Raw genomic sequence first — 19,865 nt, 5'->3', positions numbered from 1 at the left:
ATAAAGCAATGTCAACAAACCCAAAAACATTGTATCAAAAATTATATGATGCGCATGTTGTGTATGAAGCGCCAAATGAAACACCTATTTTATATATCGACCGTCACTTAGTTCATGAAGTGACCTCACCTCAAGCTTTTGATGGTTTACGGGCGATGAATCGAAAAGTGAGACAACCCCATAAAACCTTTGCAACCATGGATCATAATACATCAACCAAAAGTAATGATTTAAATGCATGTAGCGAAATGGCTCAAATTCAATTAACTGAACTTGCCAAAAATGCTGAAGAATTTGGTGTTTCACTTTATGGGCTACACAGTCCATTGCGAGGTATCGTCCATGTTGTCGGCCCAGAACAAGGGATGACATTACCCGGTATGACTATAGTTTGTGGGGATTCACATACCGCAACACATGGCGCATTTGGCGCACTCGCTTTTGGTATTGGCACATCAGAAGTTGAACATGTATTAGCAACGCAAACCTTAAAACAAGGTCGTGCTAAAACCATGAGAATAGAAGTGAAAGGTCAAGTGGCCGACGGCATTACCGCTAAAGATATTATTTTAGCCATTATCGGTAAGACAACCAGTGCTGGTGGCACAGGGCATGTCGTTGAGTTTTGCGGTGAGGCCATTAAAGCCTTATCAATGGAAGGCCGTATGACACTATGTAATATGGCAATTGAAATGGGAGCTAAGGCTGGTCTGATAGCACCCGATGAAGTCACCTTTGCATACTTAAAAGGTCGCCAATTTTCACCAAAAGGGGACGATTTTGACAAAGCGGTAGATTATTGGAAAACCTTAAAAACCGATGACGGTGCACATTTTGATCGTGTTGTTACTCTTGAAGCCAAAGATATTGCCCCACAAGTCACTTGGGGAACCAATCCCGGACAGGTCACATCCATTGATGCCGCCGTGCCAAACCCAAATGATTTTGCCGATCCCATTGAAAAACAGTCTGCTCAGCGTGCATTAACCTATATGGGATTAACCGCAGGGACAAAAATGAGTGATATCAAGATTAATAAAGTCTTTATTGGATCCTGTACTAATTCTCGAATTGAAGATCTCCGTGCCGCGGCAAAAATCGCTCAAGGACGTAAAGTCGCTAACGGCGTGCAAGCTTTGGTGGTGCCTGGCTCGGGGCCTGTGAAGCAACAAGCTGAAGCCGAAGGTTTAGATAAGATTTTTATTGATGCGGGTTTTGAGTGGCGTCTACCTGGGTGTTCAATGTGTTTAGCCATGAATGATGATAAATTAGCACCGGGGGATCGCTGTGCATCGACCAGTAATCGTAATTTTGAAGGGCGACAAGGTCGAGACGCCAGAACGCATTTAGTCAGTCCTGCTATGGCAGCCGCAGCAGCAATCACTGGCTATTTTACCGATATTCGCAAACCATTTTAAGGAGACAGTCATGGCAAAATTTACAACACACACAGGACTAGTCGTTCCTTTAGATGCGGCTAATGTTGATACTGATGCGATTATTCCAAAACAATTTTTACAAAAAGTGACTCGCACTGGATTTGGTAAACATGCTTTTCATGAATGGCGGTTTTTAGATGATATTGGCGAACAACCTAATCCTGATTTCGTTTTAAATAAACCTCGTTATAAAGGCGCCAGTATTTTATTAACACGTGAAAATTTTGGCTGCGGTTCATCCCGTGAGCATGCACCATGGGCATTAGCAGATTATGGTTTTAAAACGATTATCGGATCAAGTTTTGCCGATATTTTTTATAACAACTCGTTTAATAATCAACTATTGTTAGTGAATCTGTCAGAAGAAGACATTGATGAACTTTTCAAAATTGTTGAAGCCAATGAAGGAATCGAATTTACTATCGATCTGGTTAACGAAGTCGTGATTGCAGGCGATAAGCAATATCCTTTTAAAATTGATGCTTTTAAACGCCATTGTTTATTAAATGGATTAGATAATATTGGTTTAACGCTACAACATGAAGATGCAATCAGTGCATTTGAACATAAAATCCCTTCTTTTTTAGCATAAACTCTTAATGAAGATATCATCGCTTATTACTATTTAAGCGATGGTATATCACCTTTTTTTAAAATAAGTTACCCAAGAACATTTCACTTAGATGACCAATATAATATATACTTCCGCAACTTATTTTTACATCAGAAAATTATGACTATAAATTGTTCATAAGGAATAAAAAGTAACAAAGAATACGACAATAAATCATCAAGATGAGTGAATTCAATTAAACAATCTAGCGATCATTTTCAATGGTTGATAGATTGTGCTTCATCACCAGTCAGTAAAGTTATCACCCATAAATGATGATTGAATAAAATTAACGGTATAACTAAAGTTGTTTGCGTTGATTTGACGGTGGAATAGATAACGCTTCTCGATATTTGGCGACGGTACGGCGTGCAATAATAATACCCTGATCTTCAAATATTGAGACTAACTTACTATCACTTAACGGTTTTTTTCGGTCTTCTGCTGAAATATATTTTTTGATTAAAGCTCGAATTGCAGTAGATGAGGCTTCACCACCTGATTCCGTATTAACATGGCTGGAGAAAAAGAACTTGAGTTCAAATATTCCCCTCGGACATTGCAAATATTTTTGCGATGTTACTCTCGAAACAGTGGATTCATGCATATCAATTGCCGTGGCAACATCAGATAAAATCAACGGTTTCATCTGCTCTGTTCCATGCTCAAAAAAAGCTTGTTGATGTTCAACAATAAATTGACTCACTTTGAATAAAGTTTCATTGCGACTTTCAATACTTTTTATAAACCAATTCGCTTCTTGCAAATTTGCACGAATATATTGACTATCGCTATCATTAGCCGATTTTGCCATTTTCGCATAGTGTTGATTAATGCGTAGGTTGGGTATGGTATCAGTATTCAACTCAACCTGCCATTTACCCGCCACTTTTTTAACTAGTACATCGGGAACAACATAATCAGGTTGCGTCGTATTCAGCAGGTCACCAGGATAAGGATGTAAATGCTTGATAAATTCAATCGATGCTTTAAGTTGTTCCTCACTCACATTGAGTAATTTTTTCAATGTTCGATAATCACGGCTTGCCAATAATTCCAAATGATTATCAATTATCTGTTTAACTAATTTTGGGGCATCTAAATATTGAATTTGAATTGACAGACACTCTTGTAGCGTTCTGGCTCCCACGCCAATTGGGTCAAAATGCCAAATCCGCTTTAAAACAGCCTCAATTTCATCAAGCTCTATTTCAGCATTACCTTGCGCTTCAAGCAGTTCTTGAGTTGTCGCCGTTAAATAACCGCGATCATCAATGGCTTGAATGATTGAAATTGCAATGGCGCGATCAGTCTCGCTAAAAGGGGTAAGATCAAGTTGCCATTTCAAATAATCGTATAGCGTTTCATGAGTTTCACCCTGATAGATAGGTAATTCATCGTTACAATAATCCGAATAAGTACCAGACGGCGTCCCAGCTGAATAAATATCATCTAAGGATGCATCTAATGGTATATCCTCAGGTATTTCTGGGCTATCTAATGCGTCACGGGTATCTAAATTTTCAGTCACCGCACTTTCGTCAACGTTAATTTCGTCATAGTGTTCAGCAATTTCTAATAAAGGATTATTTTCAAGTGCGGTTTGAATTTCTTGTTGTAATTCCAAAGTTGACAACTGAAGTAATCGAATAGCAAGTTGTAATTGTGGCGTCATCGATAATTGTTGGGATACTTTCAGCTGAAAACTAGGTTTTATCATAGTCTAAATTCATTTCCTAAGTAAACGCGTTTGACATATTCGTTACTTAAGATACTACTTGGTGTTCCATCGGCAATCAAATGACCTTTATTGACGATATAAGCTCTTTCGCAGACATCTAAAGTTTCACGTACATTGTGATCAGTGATTAAAACACCAAGTCCACGATCACGTAGATGTTTTATTATATTTTTAATATCAATTACTGAAATCGGGTCAACGCCAGCAAAAGGTTCATCCAACAAAATAAATTTTGGATTAGCCGCTAAAGCTCTGGCAATTTCAACTCGTCGCCGTTCACCACCCGATAAAGATTGACCAATACTATCCCGAATATGCGTAATATGAAATTCTTCAAGCAGTTCTTCTGCTCTTTCTAATTTTTCATTTTTATCTATGTCTCGGCGAGTTTCTAAAATCGACATGATATTATCAATAACAGATAGTTTTCTGAAAATTGAGGCTTCTTGAGGTAAGTAACCTATTCCTTTTTGAGCACGTTCATGTAATGGTAAAATACTAATATCATCGTCATCCAGATAGATTTTACCCGCATCTAACGCCACTATACCAACGACCATATAAAATGTGGTTGTTTTACCTGCGCCATTAGGCCCTAGCAATCCGACTATTTCGCCCGAATTGACTGTTAAGCTCACATCTTCCACAACGCGCCGTTTTTTATAAACTTTGGCTAAATTTTCTGCCTTTAATATTGACATTTTATTTATTCATCTCTTTTACTTGATTAGGTAAGATAGTGCTCTTAACTCGTGCGTTATTATTTGAATGTGCAGTAATGTATTGTTTTTTGACATCATAAGTAATGAGTTCACTGCTAACATGATTATCTTGTTGATACATGTGGGCATTACCTTGCAATGTTACCTTATTGTCTTTAACACTGTAGATTACTTGTGAAGCGTGACCTGTTACAATTTTATTTTTTTCAGGTAAGATTTGCTTAAACTTTACTGGTTTGCCATAAGCAGTGATTTTTTGTTTTGATGAATCTTGCATATCTGTAATAACAACTTTATCTGCAATAATAGTTAATTCATCTTGAACAATATTCACATTACCACTAAAAGTAATGGTATTTTTTTCAATATCAATTTGTTGATTATCGGCATCAATAGCAATCGGTTTATTGTTAATTGTTGTTTTTGGCGTTTGTTCTTGATTTTCATTTGAAATTTGAATATTGGATTGATCCGCAAAACAACAAAATGACACAGATAATAGTAAAAATAATGGAAGAATAACTTTTTTTTGCGAACTCATTTTTTATTTTGCCTCAGTATTATAATACGTTTTTATATTTTCAAGGATATTAGCCGTTTTGGCTTGTAAATCACCATCTAACCCAATGCCTGTTGAGTAAAATCCAATGCCTTTGAGTATTACAGGGTCTTTAGATGTGACATGTTGTGTATTTAAATCAACCACCGCTTTATCCGTTTTTACTTGTTGCAATTGAGCATCTGGCACAAGATTATCTAACTGAACATCCTGATAAAGATAAATCAATTTATCATCAGTCAAGGTTGCTTTTTTTGCTTTAATATGCCAAGTGGCAACATGATCGGCATCATAAAGGGTAAAATTAGGTAAATCAAATTCGGTATTATCCGTATCATCAAAATAACGGACATGTGCTGATTCAATTTTATAAATAATTTCTCCTGATAAATCATAAATTTTAGTTATCATTTCATCACTTTGATAAATAGGCGTATTAGATAAATCTGTAATAGGTTGAGTGACAACATCATTATCTTTCTGATAATTATAGTAAACGCCAATCACAATAATGAGAAGTAAAATACAGATTAAGTTTTTTTTATTCATAACAGAAGTCAATTACGCTCATAAAGTTAATCACAAGTTAGGAAAAAATATTATTTAATTAAGCCAGAAATTTAAGATATTTTACTGCATTTTTCATTAAATTAATATCTGACATTAAAAGAAGTTAAATTTTCTTGGAGTGGTAATTCACTCATATTAATTTGGGTAATGCGAGCAGATCGCGGTCCACCATGCTCTAACCACAGTATTAGCTGTGAAATCTGTTGATTATTACCTTGTGCAATTATTTCAACGGCACCATTTTCTAAATTCTTAACATAACCCACTAAGCCTATTTTTACTGCTTGTTGATAAGTAAAAAAACGAAAACCGACACCTTGCACCGAACCACTTACTATAATTTTAATTAGTCTTATCATGTCACAACCTTATACGACTCTTTTCTTAGTCAATAATAATGAAGTTATATTGATATTTGAATCAATATATTCATATTTTATATATTTTACTTTTATTGATAAAAAGCTATGATGAATAAAAAACAAAACCTAAATACTCAAATGATTAAATAAGGAATAACAATGAAACGACTCTTCAAATATAAAAAAAGTTTGTTTTTAATTATGTTGATTTTGTCATTAAGTAGCTACCTTTTTTGTCAACAAATTTATGCGTATTTTCTGGTTGATACAGATAAAGTAGGCGTTGTTGTCGATGAATTTAATGGTGTCAAAGTTTACTATAATGGTCATGTAGGTAATGTGAGTGGACGCAATACGTCTAAAGATGGATATAATCTCGGTTTGAAATACCAATGCGTCGAATTTATTAAGCGTTATTACTATGAGCGCTTTGATCATAAGATGCCAGATAGTTATGGTCATGCGAAAGATTTTTTTGATGATTCTATCGCCGACGGAAAAATCAATCCCAAACGTAATCTACTGCAATATCACAATGGTTCAGGGTCAAAACCTCAAGTTGAGGATATCATTGTCATGGGATGGAGCAGATATGGTCATGTCGCTATTATCAGTAAAGTCAGCGATAATGAGATAGAAATTGTCCAGCAAAACCCTGGTCCTAATGCTAGCTCTCGTGAAACGATTCCTTTAATTTATAAAGACGGTCTATGGAAGATTGATTCATTTCGGGTTTTAGGCTATCTGCGTAAAAATTAATGTTAAATTAATCATTATTAAGAGAATATAAATTTAAAAACTATTTATAATTTATATAAATAGTTAATTACGATCCCAGTTTTTTCCATCAATAAACTAGGATCGTTATTGTTTCTTGTAAAAAAGCAGTTCAATAATTTACTTATAACTCTTTACTTTTGATATCTCCAATAATCAATCCATTATTGATTAGTTCAGGAACATCAACATAAATATTAATACCATAAATTTTACCGTGCCAATCATTATTAACTTTTTTTGCTTTTATATAAAGCTCTTTATCCCCAATTAGTTGACCTTGATTATAAACTTTATCAACATCAATTTTCTGTACAGTGTTAGATCTAACTAGATTGTGATTTTCAAATTCGTTACCTGATATTGATAATCCTAATCCAGCAATAATTACACCGTTCCAATCATTGAACAGTTTAGTTGGTGTTAAATCTATCGTATGTTCAGAAATAAGTTTTCCTTGATTATAAACATCCTTAGATTTTATAGACATTGTTTTGTATACATCAACAATATTATTATTTTCAAACTTTTCTCCTGAAATATTGATATCATATCCTTGCATTTGACCTTTCCAATCATTTATTAAATAATCTGAATTGGTATTTAAGGTTTGTTCAGAAGCTAATGTTCCTTGATTATAAACTTTTGTTGAATCTATACTTAATAACTTTTCTGCAGTAACTTGGTTATGGTTTTCAAAATTTTTTCCAGTAATCGTGATATTGCTACCTTTAACGAATCCATTCCAATCATTTTTGAAATAGCCTTGACTTATCAACGCTGATTTAAAAGATGATAATTCGCCTTGGTTATATAAATCAGTAGCGTTAATTGTTAAGTTATTATACCCTTCAATTAAATTATGATTTTCAAGTTTTTCACTTGATAGTGATATATTGTAAGAAGTAATCCTACCATTCCAGTCATTTTTGAAAATTTTGCCGTAAATGGACAGATCCCCTTTTGAATTCAGTTCTCCTTGATTGTAAAGATATTCTTTTTCAGAAATAGATAAATTTCCACCTCCATAGATTACATTGTAGTTTTCTAAATTTGAACCAGTTAAAGATATTGAATTAGCTGTTAACTCACCTTTCCCTGCATTTATAAAGTAAAAAGCGTTTATATTAATGCGATCGGATAAAAGTTTTCCATAGTTATTCAAATGAATTACCGAACTATCTAAATCAACTGAAGACTTAACTAAACCATAATTTTTAAATGACGACCCCTTTATATTAATATATTTACCAATTTCAATATTTCCAGGGCTGTTATTTATAAAGTCATCACTATTTACATAAAGATGATATGATTTTATCGTGCCTTGATTTTCAAAAATACTGGATTTTAGTTGGATGTTTTGGTTCTGTGATTGAATCAAACTTTGTTTGTCGTTAAAAATAGTGTAACCAGATAGGGCAATATTATTTTCCGCCAATATTTTGTTTGCATTATACGTGTCGTTAGCTTTCATAGTTATATCATTACTTGCTTCAATAACACCATAATTTTTAACATATTGGGCTTTAAGTTGAACATTTTTTGATTTGATATCATTTGTATTTAATATATAACCGCTATCAGCAGTAAATTGTTCTCCAGCGGAAAGCTTACCGAAATTTTCTACATATTGACTTTGTATATTAAGATTTTTTCCACTTTCTATAGTCGTATTGTTTCTTATTCCAGAACTATTAAAATTAATTGAATCCTTTGCCGTCATATAATTGTTATTAATAATGATACCATTGGCATTGATGTTAAGGTCTCCAGCACTTACGCCCAACGTTCCTGAATTACGCACACCGACACCTTGTTCATTTGCACTCAATGTAATTTTACCTGCGTACATGCCACCTAAAGCAGATACATCAATACCATAATTAAATCTATCTTGATAGATTTCATCTTTTTTATTCTCAGTAAAGCTTAAATCTGTACCGACATTATTTTGACCTGCTATCACATTAATTTCTTTATTAGCCCATAATTCAGCATTAATTTTCACACTTCGAGCAATGATATCCGTATAATCTTGCCCGGTATTTTTTAAGCCTTGACCCGTAACATAAATATGTCCACGTTCAACTTGATACCCAGTCAATTTTCCGTTTTCTACTAGCGGTTTACCGGTTGTTAAAGTTGCTCGGTCAGCATTGATAAAACCACATCCATTACAGGTTATACCCGCTGGGTTGGCAATGATCACTTGTGCTTTTGGACCGGCCACTTCAATGTATCCATTCAACTGACTAATATTAGGTGAATTGACTTCATTCAAAATGACTTTAGCGCTTTGTGTGAGTGATATATTACCGTTAACAAACTCCACTAATTGCGTTGCATATCGATCTGTTCCATTATTTAATATCACTCCTTTTTTGGATACATCAAATTGAGTATATTTATTATGTGAAACCCCACTACTCGATGGATTAGTAATATTAATTATTTTGATGCCGTCAGAATGTTGATAAATATCGGGGCGTTGACTACGGTCGGCTGTTTTGTCTGCGACAATATTGGTAGCATAACAGCTATCAATCAGACTAACCATTCCCAATGCGATATACGATATAAATATTAAAGGTTTTATTTTGAAGGGTTTTGCTGGGTAAATTGAGCCGTGTTTTTGATGAATTATTCCAACTTTATTTTTATTACTTGCCACCATTTGATGCAATTTAACCAGTTCGGATACAACAATAAATACATTTCGAGCTTTATTAAAAATAATTCGATATAAATTTCTATTCATATTATTTCCACCTTTCATCAATTGTTAATGCATTAAGTTATATACAGCTAATTTTTAGATAAATAAAAGTTCAGTGAACATTGAAAAAATTTGACACAGTAATTAAAACTTAAGAAGTTTTATCGTTTATTAATATCATCAATAAGATCTATTAATTTTTTTAGTCTAATGTTACATCAAGAACATTTAAATTAGATAAGGAGGATCAGCGAAACAATTTAAGTTAATTACAACTCACTGAGGGAATTATGATAAATTCCCTGTGATATCGATTTTTTTATTGAATAATAACAATAGGATACCTCATCAAACCTTAGTATAAAGATAAGATTTTATTGATTTTTCTGATTGTTATAATCGCGATGCATTATATGGAAAATAATCATATCCGTAATATTAGATATGATAGTTTCCGTTTTTATTGTATTTTGTTTGTCATTGGAAAAAGTATTATTATCTAAAGTGAAAAACATCTCTGAAGCCGAATTTTCGATTTTATATCGCTGATTATGTTGAGCGTTATCTAATTTATCAACATTAATTGTACCTAGATTGTTGATATTATTTCCACCTGCTACATTGATACTATTAGTTTTGATAATTCCTAACCAATCATTCTTAAATTGCTTAGTTTCTGTATATATCTCATTTTTGGCAAATATCTCGCCATTATTATAAATTTGCCCAGCTTTAATAACGAGTTTATCCTTTGCGTTTACGATTTTTCGATTGTCAAAATTTTCACTGTTTATTTCAATTTTATTAGCGCTGATTTCCGCTTGCCAATCGTTTTTAAAATTAGTGCTTTTAGTCGTTAATCGCTCAACTGCTATTAATTTCGCTTGATTATAAATATCAGCTGTATCAAGTTTTAAATTTTTATTGGCAGTAACTTTATTGTAGTTATCAAACCTACTATCTTCAAATGAAACCAAATCATTAACAGTAATACCATTTAGACTTATTTCATCGGCATTTACCTCTCCTAACCGATCATTTTTAAAATAATTACTGGATATTGCTATTTTATCCTGAGCCAATAATTTTCCTTGATTATATAATATTTCAGTAGAATTGATTTCAAGTTGTTCTTTAGCAATAATTTGATTGTAATTATAGATTTTTGATGAAGATAATTTAACTTTATTCGATTTTATGATGCCTTCCCTACCATTTTCCAATTTGCTAGCGTTTAAAGATAGCGACTCCTTTGCTAACAATTGACCAAAGTTGGATACTTCTTCAAGTTGTAAATTCATGTTATCTGCATCAATAACACCAAAGTTAGTTAAATCTGTCCCTAAGTCATCATTTTTGATACGTATTTTTGAACTTTTTAAAATACCTTGCCAATCATTTTTTAAGTTTTTGATATTTAATTCCATCTTATCTTTAAATGCGATATTACCATTATTGTACATTCCGTTAGTTAATCTTATATTAGCCCAATTACCGGTAATCCAACCATGGTTATCAAATTGCATACCGTTTACATTGATTCGATCCTCTGCAATGATTTTACCTTGCGATGTATTGGTTATTTTCGATTCAGATGTGTTTCCTAAGTTTACCGTTGGTGATTTTACTTCACCTTCATTAACGATATTATTTCCTTCTAATGAAACATTTTCTCCAGCTTGAATTGAGCCTTTATCCTTATTGGTGATATTATCACTATGTACGATTAAATCTTTTTCTGAGGTTAATTTGTTCTCATTTGTCACGTCATCTGCAACTATGTTTAATTTATCCTTAGCTTCAACTTCACCGTAATTTTCAACGTTTTTCCCCTCTAAATCTACATCTGCTGATTCAATTTTCCCTTCCCAATCATTTTTTATATTATCACCCGATACACTAATTTTATCGGTGGTTGATACATTTCCCGCATTTTCAGTATAATTAGCAGAAATTTTTATCATTTGTGCTCTTAATCTTCCAACATTTTTGGTACGTTTGGCTGTTATTGTAATAGCTACAGCATTTATATTACCTGTCCATGTACTAATAAATTCTTGACTAAATGAAGTAATATTTTTTCCTGCTGACAATTTACCCTCATTCGCAACCAATTTAGATGCTTTTAGATTGATATCTTCTTTCGCTTCAACGGTTCCATAATTTTTTACTTCTGTTTTTGCCATTAAACTGACATTTTTTTGAGCAGCAATTGTGCCATGATTTTCTATTTGTTGACTGTTTAATAAGATGTCTTTTGTTGCTTTAAGATTACCACCGACATTATTTAAAATTTTACCATCCACCGATAAATTTAACGTCCCCGCATTAGCCATAAGTATTCCATTATTACGTACACCTACCCCTGTTTCGGTACCTATCATCTTAATTTTTCCAGCATACATTCCACCTAACGCTGAAACATCCAGTGCAAACTCAGGTTGCGCAGTATTGGGGTCTGATACGATTTTTTCAATCTTAGTCAGATCTGCTTTCACTTTGCCTTGACCGGTCACAATAGTGATTTCTTTATTTGCCCATAACTTGGCATTGACATTCACACTACGTGCGATTAAATCGGTGTAATCTTGCCCTGAATTTTTTAATCCATCCCCTGTAATGGCTATTTGCCCTTTTTCAACATGATAACCAATCAATTGTCCATCTTTCATTAATGGTTTACCGGTCGTCAAGGTTGCCCTATCTGCATTAATAAAACCACAACCATTACAGGTTATACCGGCCGGATTGGCGATGATCACTTGGGCTTTTTGACCGGCCACCTCGATATAACCATTTAATTGGCTGATATTTTGCGAATTCACTTCGTTTAGTATGACTTTGGCGCTATTTTGCAGTGATGCATTACCATTAATATCACCGGCTAATTGTGTTTTACTACCGTCACGAGAGTTATTTAAAATGACGCCATTTTTTGAAACATCAAATTGCGTATATTTATTATGTGAAACGCCCCCTTTTGTTGGCGTTGCGATATCAATTTGTGTTACGCCGTTTGGTAAGCCTTGAATGGCTGGACGTTGCGCTTGATTGGCATTTTGATCGACAACGATATTATTTGCGTAACTAGATTCAACAATGCCAACCATACCTAAAGCGATATAGGATAAAAATACTAAGGGTTTTAACATAAAGGATTGATTTTTATGTTTAGAAATCACTTCAATTTTTTTTGTAGTCTGATTATGACTTGTCATGACTTGATGGGAACTAACCATTTCGGATACCACAACATACAATCCACGAGTCTTATTAAAAACAATACGAAAAAAATTCTTGTTCATAGTATTTCTCACCTTTCATCTATTTTCTAACATGCTAAGACAAATCATATTTATCTATTAAACAATGGGTCATGCTCAATAAATCCATATTTTTTTATAATTAACCAAACAAATAATTATTGAAATTGATACAACTAAAAATGACAACGATAAGATTTATATATTTGGAACCATTACCACAATTTGATTGCCCCTAAAATAAACAGGCTAATAGCAACGGAAAATTTTATATGATTTAGATAACTTAATTTTTTTATAATAAACTTTAACTTCATATTTAGTCAAAGATTTTATTTATTTTTTTGTCAATTTTCGAGTTTAACTAAGTTAGACTTTAATTCTTTTGAAGTTTATGCCACACAATAAAATTTTAATATTTGGTTTAATAGTCCACGTATTAAGGAGTTCATGTCAAATCAGATGCTTTTATTAATCCGATTAACAAATCATTGATGTTTTTTGAACAGTTAAATGATCAATGTTGTTAATAAACCTTCATCACAAAATTATCGATGAAAAACAAAATTTTATTTCAAAATAATCTGTCAATAGAGGGAAGGAAATTGAACGAAAGGATTATCAAAGGAACGAAATGTGGCATTATTGGCTTATCAGTCATTTAAACACAACTGATAAACCAATATGATATTTTACCGAGATAAAATTTTATTTATCATGATTAAAACTTTTAAATGTTGGATAAATACTAATCACTGATTTCTTGTAATTCTTTTGCATTTATCTGTCCAAAATTTTCTATCCCATTTTCAACTTTTAATACAAGAAGATTAGTATCGATAACGCCAAACCAATCATTTTTGAAATGTTTACTGACACCGTCTATTTTATTTTGGGCAAATAACTCTCCATTATTGTAAAACTCTGTTACGTTAATCTTCAATGTATCATTAGCACGGATTGATTTTCGATTATCAAATCGTCCTTCAATTATTCCTTCTTCATTTATTTGTCCTTCTATTTTAATCGTGTTGGCACTGATTTCACCTTGCCAATCATTTTTAAAGTTGTTACTGACTATATCTAATTCTTTTGATGAATGAATTTTTCCTTGGTTATAGCCATCTGTAACTTTAATCGTTAACTTTTTAGCAGCAGTGATTTCATTGTAATTTCTAAAATTTTCAAACTGAGTAAATATTTCATTAGCCTTTATTAGGCTTTGCCAATTATTTACAAAATTACTGCCTGATAAATAAAAATAAGTCGCTAAAATTTTCCCATAATTATATAAATTATTAGTAATCACATTCATCGAACCAACCTCTATTAGACCATAGTTGGTAATATCATTATCAAAATTAACAGAACTAGGCTCAATCATAGCGTAATTGGAAGATAGTTTACCGTTCCAATCATTTTTAAATTCATGATAGTTAAAATGTAAATTTGATTTTATCGCAATTTGACCTTGATTATACACTTTTCCCATCGATTCAATATCTCCAGCATCACCACTTACCAATCCCCAATTATCAAAATGTTTCATCGTTATGGAAACAGCTTTATCGGCTTCTATTTTTCCACGCCAAGTATTAACCACGGTTCCAACATGTCCGGCACTTAAAACTACAAATGAACTTTTAATATTACCTTCATTAACTATATTTGTTCCAGATAATGAAACAACTTCTCCAGCTTGAATTAAACCTGTATCTTTATTGATAATATTTTTTTCACTAACGACCGATATTTCCTTTCCAGATGTTAGTTTATTTACGTTCATAACATCAGCAACAATGCTTAATTTAGCCTTGGCATTTACTTCGCTATAATTCTCAAAATCTTTCCCTTCTAAGGTAATATTTTTCGACTGAATTACACCAAACCAATCATTTTTGATTTTATCACTCGATACAGTAACGCTTTCTCCTGCTGATAAATCACCCGCATTTTCGGCATATGATGCTTTAATTTCCACCTTTTCAACCGCATTCATTTTGCCCACATTTTTAGTGTGCCCTGATTTTAATACAATTGTGTTGGCGCTCACATTCCCTGTCCATGTACTAAGAAAGCCCTCACTTTCTGCGCTAAGATTATTGCCTGCAGACAATCTATTTTCGTTGGCAATCAATGTATTAGTTTTGATTTTGATATCTTCTTTTGCTTCAATAATCCCATAATTTTTTATCTCTGTTCTACCCAACACGTCGACATTTTTTTGACTGGCAATTGTGCCATGATTTTCTAATTGTTGACTGTCTAGCAAGATATCTTGTGTTGCCTTAATATTACCCCCCACATTATTTAAAATTTTACCACTAACCAATAGATTCAACATTCCCGCACTTGCCATGAGTGTCCCATTATTACGAACACCTACCCCTGCGTCAGTACCCACCATCTGAATTTTTCCGGCATACATTCCGCCTAACGCTGATACATCTAGAGCAAACTCAGGTTTTACAGTATTCGTGTCTGATACCACATTTTTAATTGTTGCCAGATCTGCACTCACTTTGTTTTGACCTGTCAGAATAATGATTTCTTTATTCGCCCACAATTCCGCATTAACCTTTACACTACGTGCAATTAAATCGGTATAATCTTGCCCTGAATTTTTTAATCCATCCCCTGTTATGGCTATTTGCCCCTGTTCCACGTGATAACCCGCCAATTTTCCATTTTCCATTAGCGGTTTACCGGTGGTTAAAGTTGCCCTGTCTGCATTAATAAAACCACAACCGTTACAGGTTATGCCTGCCGGATTGGCGATAACTACTTGGGCTTTTTGACCGGCTACCTCGATATAACCATTTAATTGACTGATATTTTGCGAATTTACTTCGTTCAATATTACCTTGGCGCTATTTTGTAGTGATGCATTACCATTGATATTACCGGCTAATTGCGTTTTACTACCGTTTGAAGAGTTATTTAAAATGACACCATTTTTTGATACGTCAAATTGGGTATATTTATTATGGGATACGCCATCATTGTTTGGTGCTGTGATATCAATTTGCGTTACACCGTTTGGTAAACCTTGAATCGTTGGGCGTTGCGCTTGATTGGCACTTTGATCGACAACGATATTATTTGCGTAACTGACGCCAGTCATACTGACCAGTCCTAACGCAACATAGGATAAAAAAACTAACGGCTTTAATAAATAAGATCGGGGATTATCGATCGAGTTATTGTTGACGTGAATACGCTTGCCTTGCTGACCCTTACTAACCACAACGTGATGTGATTGTGCAATATCAGACACAACAACAAATAATCCACGAATCCGATTAAAAACAATACGATAAAAACTTTTATTCATAATATTTTACCTTTCATCTTTTTGTTAATAGCCGTAATAAATCATATTAATATTAAATTATGGACAGCAAATTTTCTAAAATGACTTCAGAATCAGATAAGACTATTAAAAAATTTAATACGAATTCAACTAAAACGGCTGCGTTATGATTAATGCTTTAAAAAGCACGCAAATGACTTACAGAACACTTAATGACTTTTATTAAGCTAACGGTGCAAACAAAATTTTTATATTGTTTAGATAACTTAATGTTTATATATTAAACTTTAAATTTTCATTTAGTCAAAGAATTTTACCTAATGAATTGTAAGCAAAATTTTATTTTCAAATTTCAAAATGGTTAAAAACGAAGACTTGTATTGATATCTTTTTTTGATAATGATTAAAGGTGAGAGATAAATGTAGATAACATTTAACATAATAGAATCTTAACAACCTGATTTAGCAAACGAGAAATAACGTTTGGTAAACCAGGTGAGTAATTTTATCAATTAAAGCTTACTGTCATGCATTTTATTGATTAACGAAAATACCATTGATCACGCCAATGTTGTTAATATAGGCTATTTTAGATTCAATATATTTTGCATTAATTATTCCATGGCTGTCGTTGGTCAATGTCCTAGCTGTTAATTTAATATAATCATCTGAAGTTATTTTTCCTTCGTTATAGATGAGGTTAGCGAGTATACTAATTGATTTATTGACAGATAGCGTTCCATAATTATTAAAATTATAGTCAATATCTAAATCAATAGTGTCTGATGCTATCCAACCAAACCAATCATTATGAAAATTTCTACCGTGTAACTGTATTTTATTTTTAGCTAGTAACTGACCATTATTGTATAAACTACTTACGTTTAATTTGAAATCATCATTGGCTTTTGCAAAATTTCGGTTATCAAAATTTCCGCCTTTGATTTCGATTTGGTTAGCATTGATTTCGCCTTTCCAATCATTTTTAAAGTTATCAGTTTTTATTGCCAATTTATCGGATGCAAAAATCTTCCCTTGGTTATAGCCGTCTTTCACTTTGATCACCGATGAATTTAATGCACTAATTTCATTATAATTATCCAACTTATTGGTATCCATTGTAATTAAATCGGCTTTGATTTCACCTTTCCAGTCATTTTTAACTTCATTGCCTTTTAAAATGATTTGTTTATTGGCAAATAATTTTCCTTGATTATAAAACTGGTTACCCCCATTAATTGACAGTAATTGACCCGCCTTGAGTTCATTATGATTTTCAAAATTACGCGTATTTATATCCACCTCATCAGATTTGATAATACCTTGCCAACTATTTACAAATGCATTGTTTACTACAGATAAAGTATGATTAACTAAAAGTTGACCATAATTATAAACATTATTATTCAAAATATTTAAATTATCAGCATTGATGACGCCATAATTAGTGATAGTAGCATCCGATTTCGTTTTGTTGATATGCATATAATTACTGGCTAATTTGCCATTCCAATCATTTTTAAAATCTTTAATGTATAAATTCAAATTGTTATTTAGCGTAATTTGACCTTGGTTATACATATAATCTTGTAATTCCATTGATCCATTATCCGCATTTATCTGTCCAGAATTCTCAAATTGATTAGCATGAATATCAAATAATTGCTTAGCATTGATTTTTGCTCGCCAAGTATTCACAATTTTCCCAACCTCTCCTTCCCCTAAAAATACTGAGTCACTATTGATTGTGCCATCATTGATGATGTTATTTGCAACTATTGAAACTTTGTCCTCAGCTTTGATCAATCCTGTATCGCTATTTGTAATGTTGGTTCCTTTTAACAATAATTGCTCATCTGATAGTAATTTATTGATATTATTTATGTTTTCTACCGATATCACTAAGTTTTCAGCAGAATTAACTTCGCCATAATTTTCAAAATTTTTCCCATTCAAGTTAATATTTTTAGCGTTAATAATCCCTTGCCAATCATTTTTGATATTGTCGCTTGTTAGGGTAATTTGTTTTCCTGCCGTTAAGTTCCCATTATTTTCTGCTGTTGAAGCATTAATGGTGACAGTTTCATAGGCTTTCATTTTACCCACATTTTTAGCTTGCTTAGCATTAATCACAATGTTATTCGCTTTTACATCCCCTGACCAAATACTAATAAACTCATCACTGGTTGTTGAAAGAGAATTTTTTGCAGACAGTTTTCCTTCATTGGTAATTAACGTATGGGATTGAAGTTTAAGGTCATTTTTGGCTGTGATTGTGCCTAAATTTTTAATTTCAGATTGACTTTTTAAGACAGTTCCTTCAGAGGATTGCATCGTTCCTTTATTAATAATTTTGCCATCAGCAGAAAGATTCAATGAACCGGCACTCGCCATCAGTTTTCCTTCATTTCGTACCCCTACACCATTTTCGGTACCGACCATTTTAATTTTACCTGCATACATTCCGCCTAGCGCAGAAACGTCCAATCCAAACTCAGGCTGATCAACTTGATTATTAAATCCTTGCTTTTCAATGGTATTCAAATCAGCACTTACTTTAGCTTGTCCTGTGATAACATTAATTTCATTATTTGCCCATAATTCCGCATTAACATGGACACTACGTGCAATTAAATCGGTGTAGTCTTGACCTGAGTTTTTTAAACCATAGCCATTAATTTCAATACGTCCGCCATCAACTTGGTAACTTTGCAATTTACCATTATCCATAATGGGTTTACCCGTCGTTAACGTGACTCTATCAGCATTAATAAAACCGCAACCATTACAAGTTATACCGGCAGGATTGGCGATAATGACCTGCGCTTTTTGACCTGCAACTTCAACATAACCATTTAACTGACTAATATTTGGAGAGTTAACTTCATTTAAAATCACTTTTGCACGATTTTGTAATAATCTATTACCATTAATGTCGCCAGCTAATTGGGTATTAGTTCTTCCTGTCGCATTATTGAGTATGACACCATTTTTGGATACATCAAATTGGTTATATTTGTTGTGAGAGACACCGCTATTACTTGGCGCTGCAATATCAATTTGTGTTACGCCATTTTGCAAGTTGTGCACATTAGGGCGTTGTGCTTGGTTAGCCGTTGGATCGACAACGATATTATTGGCATAACTGACATTAACCACACTAACCAAACCCAATGCAATATATGACATAAAGACTAAAGGTTTTAATCTGCAAAACTGAACATGCTGGATTGGATTAGGGTTAACATGAACTGTTTTAATTTGTTTAGCATTATTGGTTACGACTTGATGCGATTTAGTCATTTCAGATACCACAACAAACAATCCACGGACTTTATTGAAAATAATGCGATAAAAATTCTTATTCATAGTATTTACACCTTTCACCTATTATTTTGTTAAAACGTAAAAAATAAAATCATCATATTAAACAAATGATTATTTCAATAAATCTACAAAAATAGTTAAATACGGCAATACAAATAATATTTTGAATTTAATGCAACAAAAGGAAATCGATAGGATGATAAATTACGTTAACATTAGCTAGTTATCCACTAATTAACCATCATCCTTGGTAGAACAGAAAGAAACAGACACACCAAATTAACATCATTTAGATAATTTGATGCATGTATAATAAACATTAAATTTATATTTAGTCAAAGTTTTATTTGTGCATCCGTAATTTACATTTCTTTGTTAATCCAAACAATTTTTTAGGGTTAGCTAAGACTTTTGATAACAAGATTTTTCTAAATTATTAATTTATCACTTAATTTATTTT

12 protein-coding genes are annotated in these 19,865 nt (G+C 32.8%); 3 read left to right on the top strand and 9 right to left on the bottom strand.

Annotation, left to right across the window (positions count from 1 at the left end):
- The first annotated feature begins 8 nt into the window (after positions 1 to 8).
- Complete coding sequence (gene leuC / locus J3U14_RS00175) at positions 9 to 1,418, top strand: 3-isopropylmalate dehydratase large subunit (RefSeq protein ID WP_267351713.1); 1,410 nt, start codon at positions 9 to 11, stop codon at positions 1,416 to 1,418.
- 10 nt (positions 1,419 to 1,428) lie between these two features.
- Entirely contained in the window at positions 1,429 to 2,031 is a 603-nt protein-coding gene (gene leuD, locus J3U14_RS00170) for a 3-isopropylmalate dehydratase small subunit (RefSeq protein WP_267351714.1), read from the top strand.
- Positions 2,032 to 2,353: 322 nt separating this feature from the next.
- On the opposite strand, the gene J3U14_RS00165 is transcribed toward leuD, so the two are convergent.
- The 5 genes from J3U14_RS00165 to yccX form a co-directional block, all read right to left on the bottom strand.
- Positions 2,354 to 3,769, bottom strand: coding sequence for an RNA polymerase factor sigma-54 (locus J3U14_RS00165; RefSeq protein ID WP_411596973.1), 1,416 nt, complete (start codon positions 3,767 to 3,769; stop codon positions 2,354 to 2,356).
- On the bottom strand, positions 3,769 to 4,494 hold the full coding sequence (gene lptB, locus J3U14_RS00160) for an LPS export ABC transporter ATP-binding protein (RefSeq protein ID WP_065559064.1): 726 nt from the start codon (positions 4,492 to 4,494) through the stop codon (positions 3,769 to 3,771). The genes J3U14_RS00165 and lptB overlap by 1 nt, the downstream gene beginning before the upstream one ends.
- 1 nt (position 4,495) lies before the next feature.
- Complete coding sequence (gene lptA / locus J3U14_RS00155; RefSeq protein ID WP_065559063.1) at positions 4,496 to 5,056, bottom strand: lipopolysaccharide transport periplasmic protein LptA; 561 nt, start codon at positions 5,054 to 5,056, stop codon at positions 4,496 to 4,498.
- A 3-nt stretch (positions 5,057 to 5,059) separates the two neighbouring features.
- On the bottom strand, positions 5,060 to 5,623 hold the full coding sequence (gene lptC / locus J3U14_RS00150; RefSeq protein ID WP_065559062.1) for an LPS export ABC transporter periplasmic protein LptC: 564 nt from the start codon (positions 5,621 to 5,623) through the stop codon (positions 5,060 to 5,062).
- Positions 5,624 to 5,724: 101 nt separating this feature from the next.
- Positions 5,725 to 6,003, bottom strand: coding sequence for an acylphosphatase (gene yccX / locus J3U14_RS00145; RefSeq protein ID WP_267351719.1), 279 nt, complete (start codon positions 6,001 to 6,003; stop codon positions 5,725 to 5,727).
- Positions 6,004 to 6,165: 162 nt separating this feature from the next.
- Here yccX and J3U14_RS00140 point away from each other — a divergent pair, with 162 nt between their 5' ends.
- The gene (locus tag J3U14_RS00140) at positions 6,166 to 6,765 is read left to right on the top strand and encodes a CHAP domain-containing protein (protein WP_267351721.1); all 600 of its coding nucleotides are present in this window, start codon (positions 6,166 to 6,168) and stop codon (positions 6,763 to 6,765) included.
- A 142-nt stretch (positions 6,766 to 6,907) separates the two neighbouring features.
- Here J3U14_RS00140 and J3U14_RS00135 read toward each other — a convergent pair whose 3' ends face one another.
- From J3U14_RS00135 to J3U14_RS00120, 4 genes are all read right to left on the bottom strand, one after another.
- Positions 6,908 to 9,544: a filamentous hemagglutinin N-terminal domain-containing protein gene (locus J3U14_RS00135; protein ID WP_267351722.1), complete on the bottom strand. Its 2,637-nt coding sequence runs from the start codon at positions 9,542 to 9,544 to the stop codon at positions 6,908 to 6,910.
- Positions 9,545 to 9,876: 332 nt separating this feature from the next.
- Entirely contained in the window at positions 9,877 to 12,807 is a 2,931-nt protein-coding gene (locus J3U14_RS00130) for a filamentous hemagglutinin N-terminal domain-containing protein (protein WP_267351723.1), read from the bottom strand.
- 706 nt (positions 12,808 to 13,513) lie between these two features.
- Entirely contained in the window at positions 13,514 to 16,099 is a 2,586-nt protein-coding gene (locus J3U14_RS00125) for a filamentous hemagglutinin N-terminal domain-containing protein (protein WP_267351725.1), read from the bottom strand.
- A gap of 513 nt (positions 16,100 to 16,612) precedes the next feature.
- Positions 16,613 to 19,447: a filamentous hemagglutinin N-terminal domain-containing protein gene (locus tag J3U14_RS00120; protein ID WP_267351727.1), complete on the bottom strand. Its 2,835-nt coding sequence runs from the start codon at positions 19,445 to 19,447 to the stop codon at positions 16,613 to 16,615.
- Positions 19,448 to 19,865: the final 418 nt, after the last annotated feature.

The sequence above is a fragment of the Gilliamella sp. B3801 genome, assembly GCF_026536645.1.
Lineage (GTDB): Bacteria > Pseudomonadota > Gammaproteobacteria > Enterobacterales > Orbaceae > Gilliamella > Gilliamella apicola_I.
Note: the sequence above shows the minus strand (reverse complement) of the source record. Positions and strands in the feature narration are given on the sequence as shown.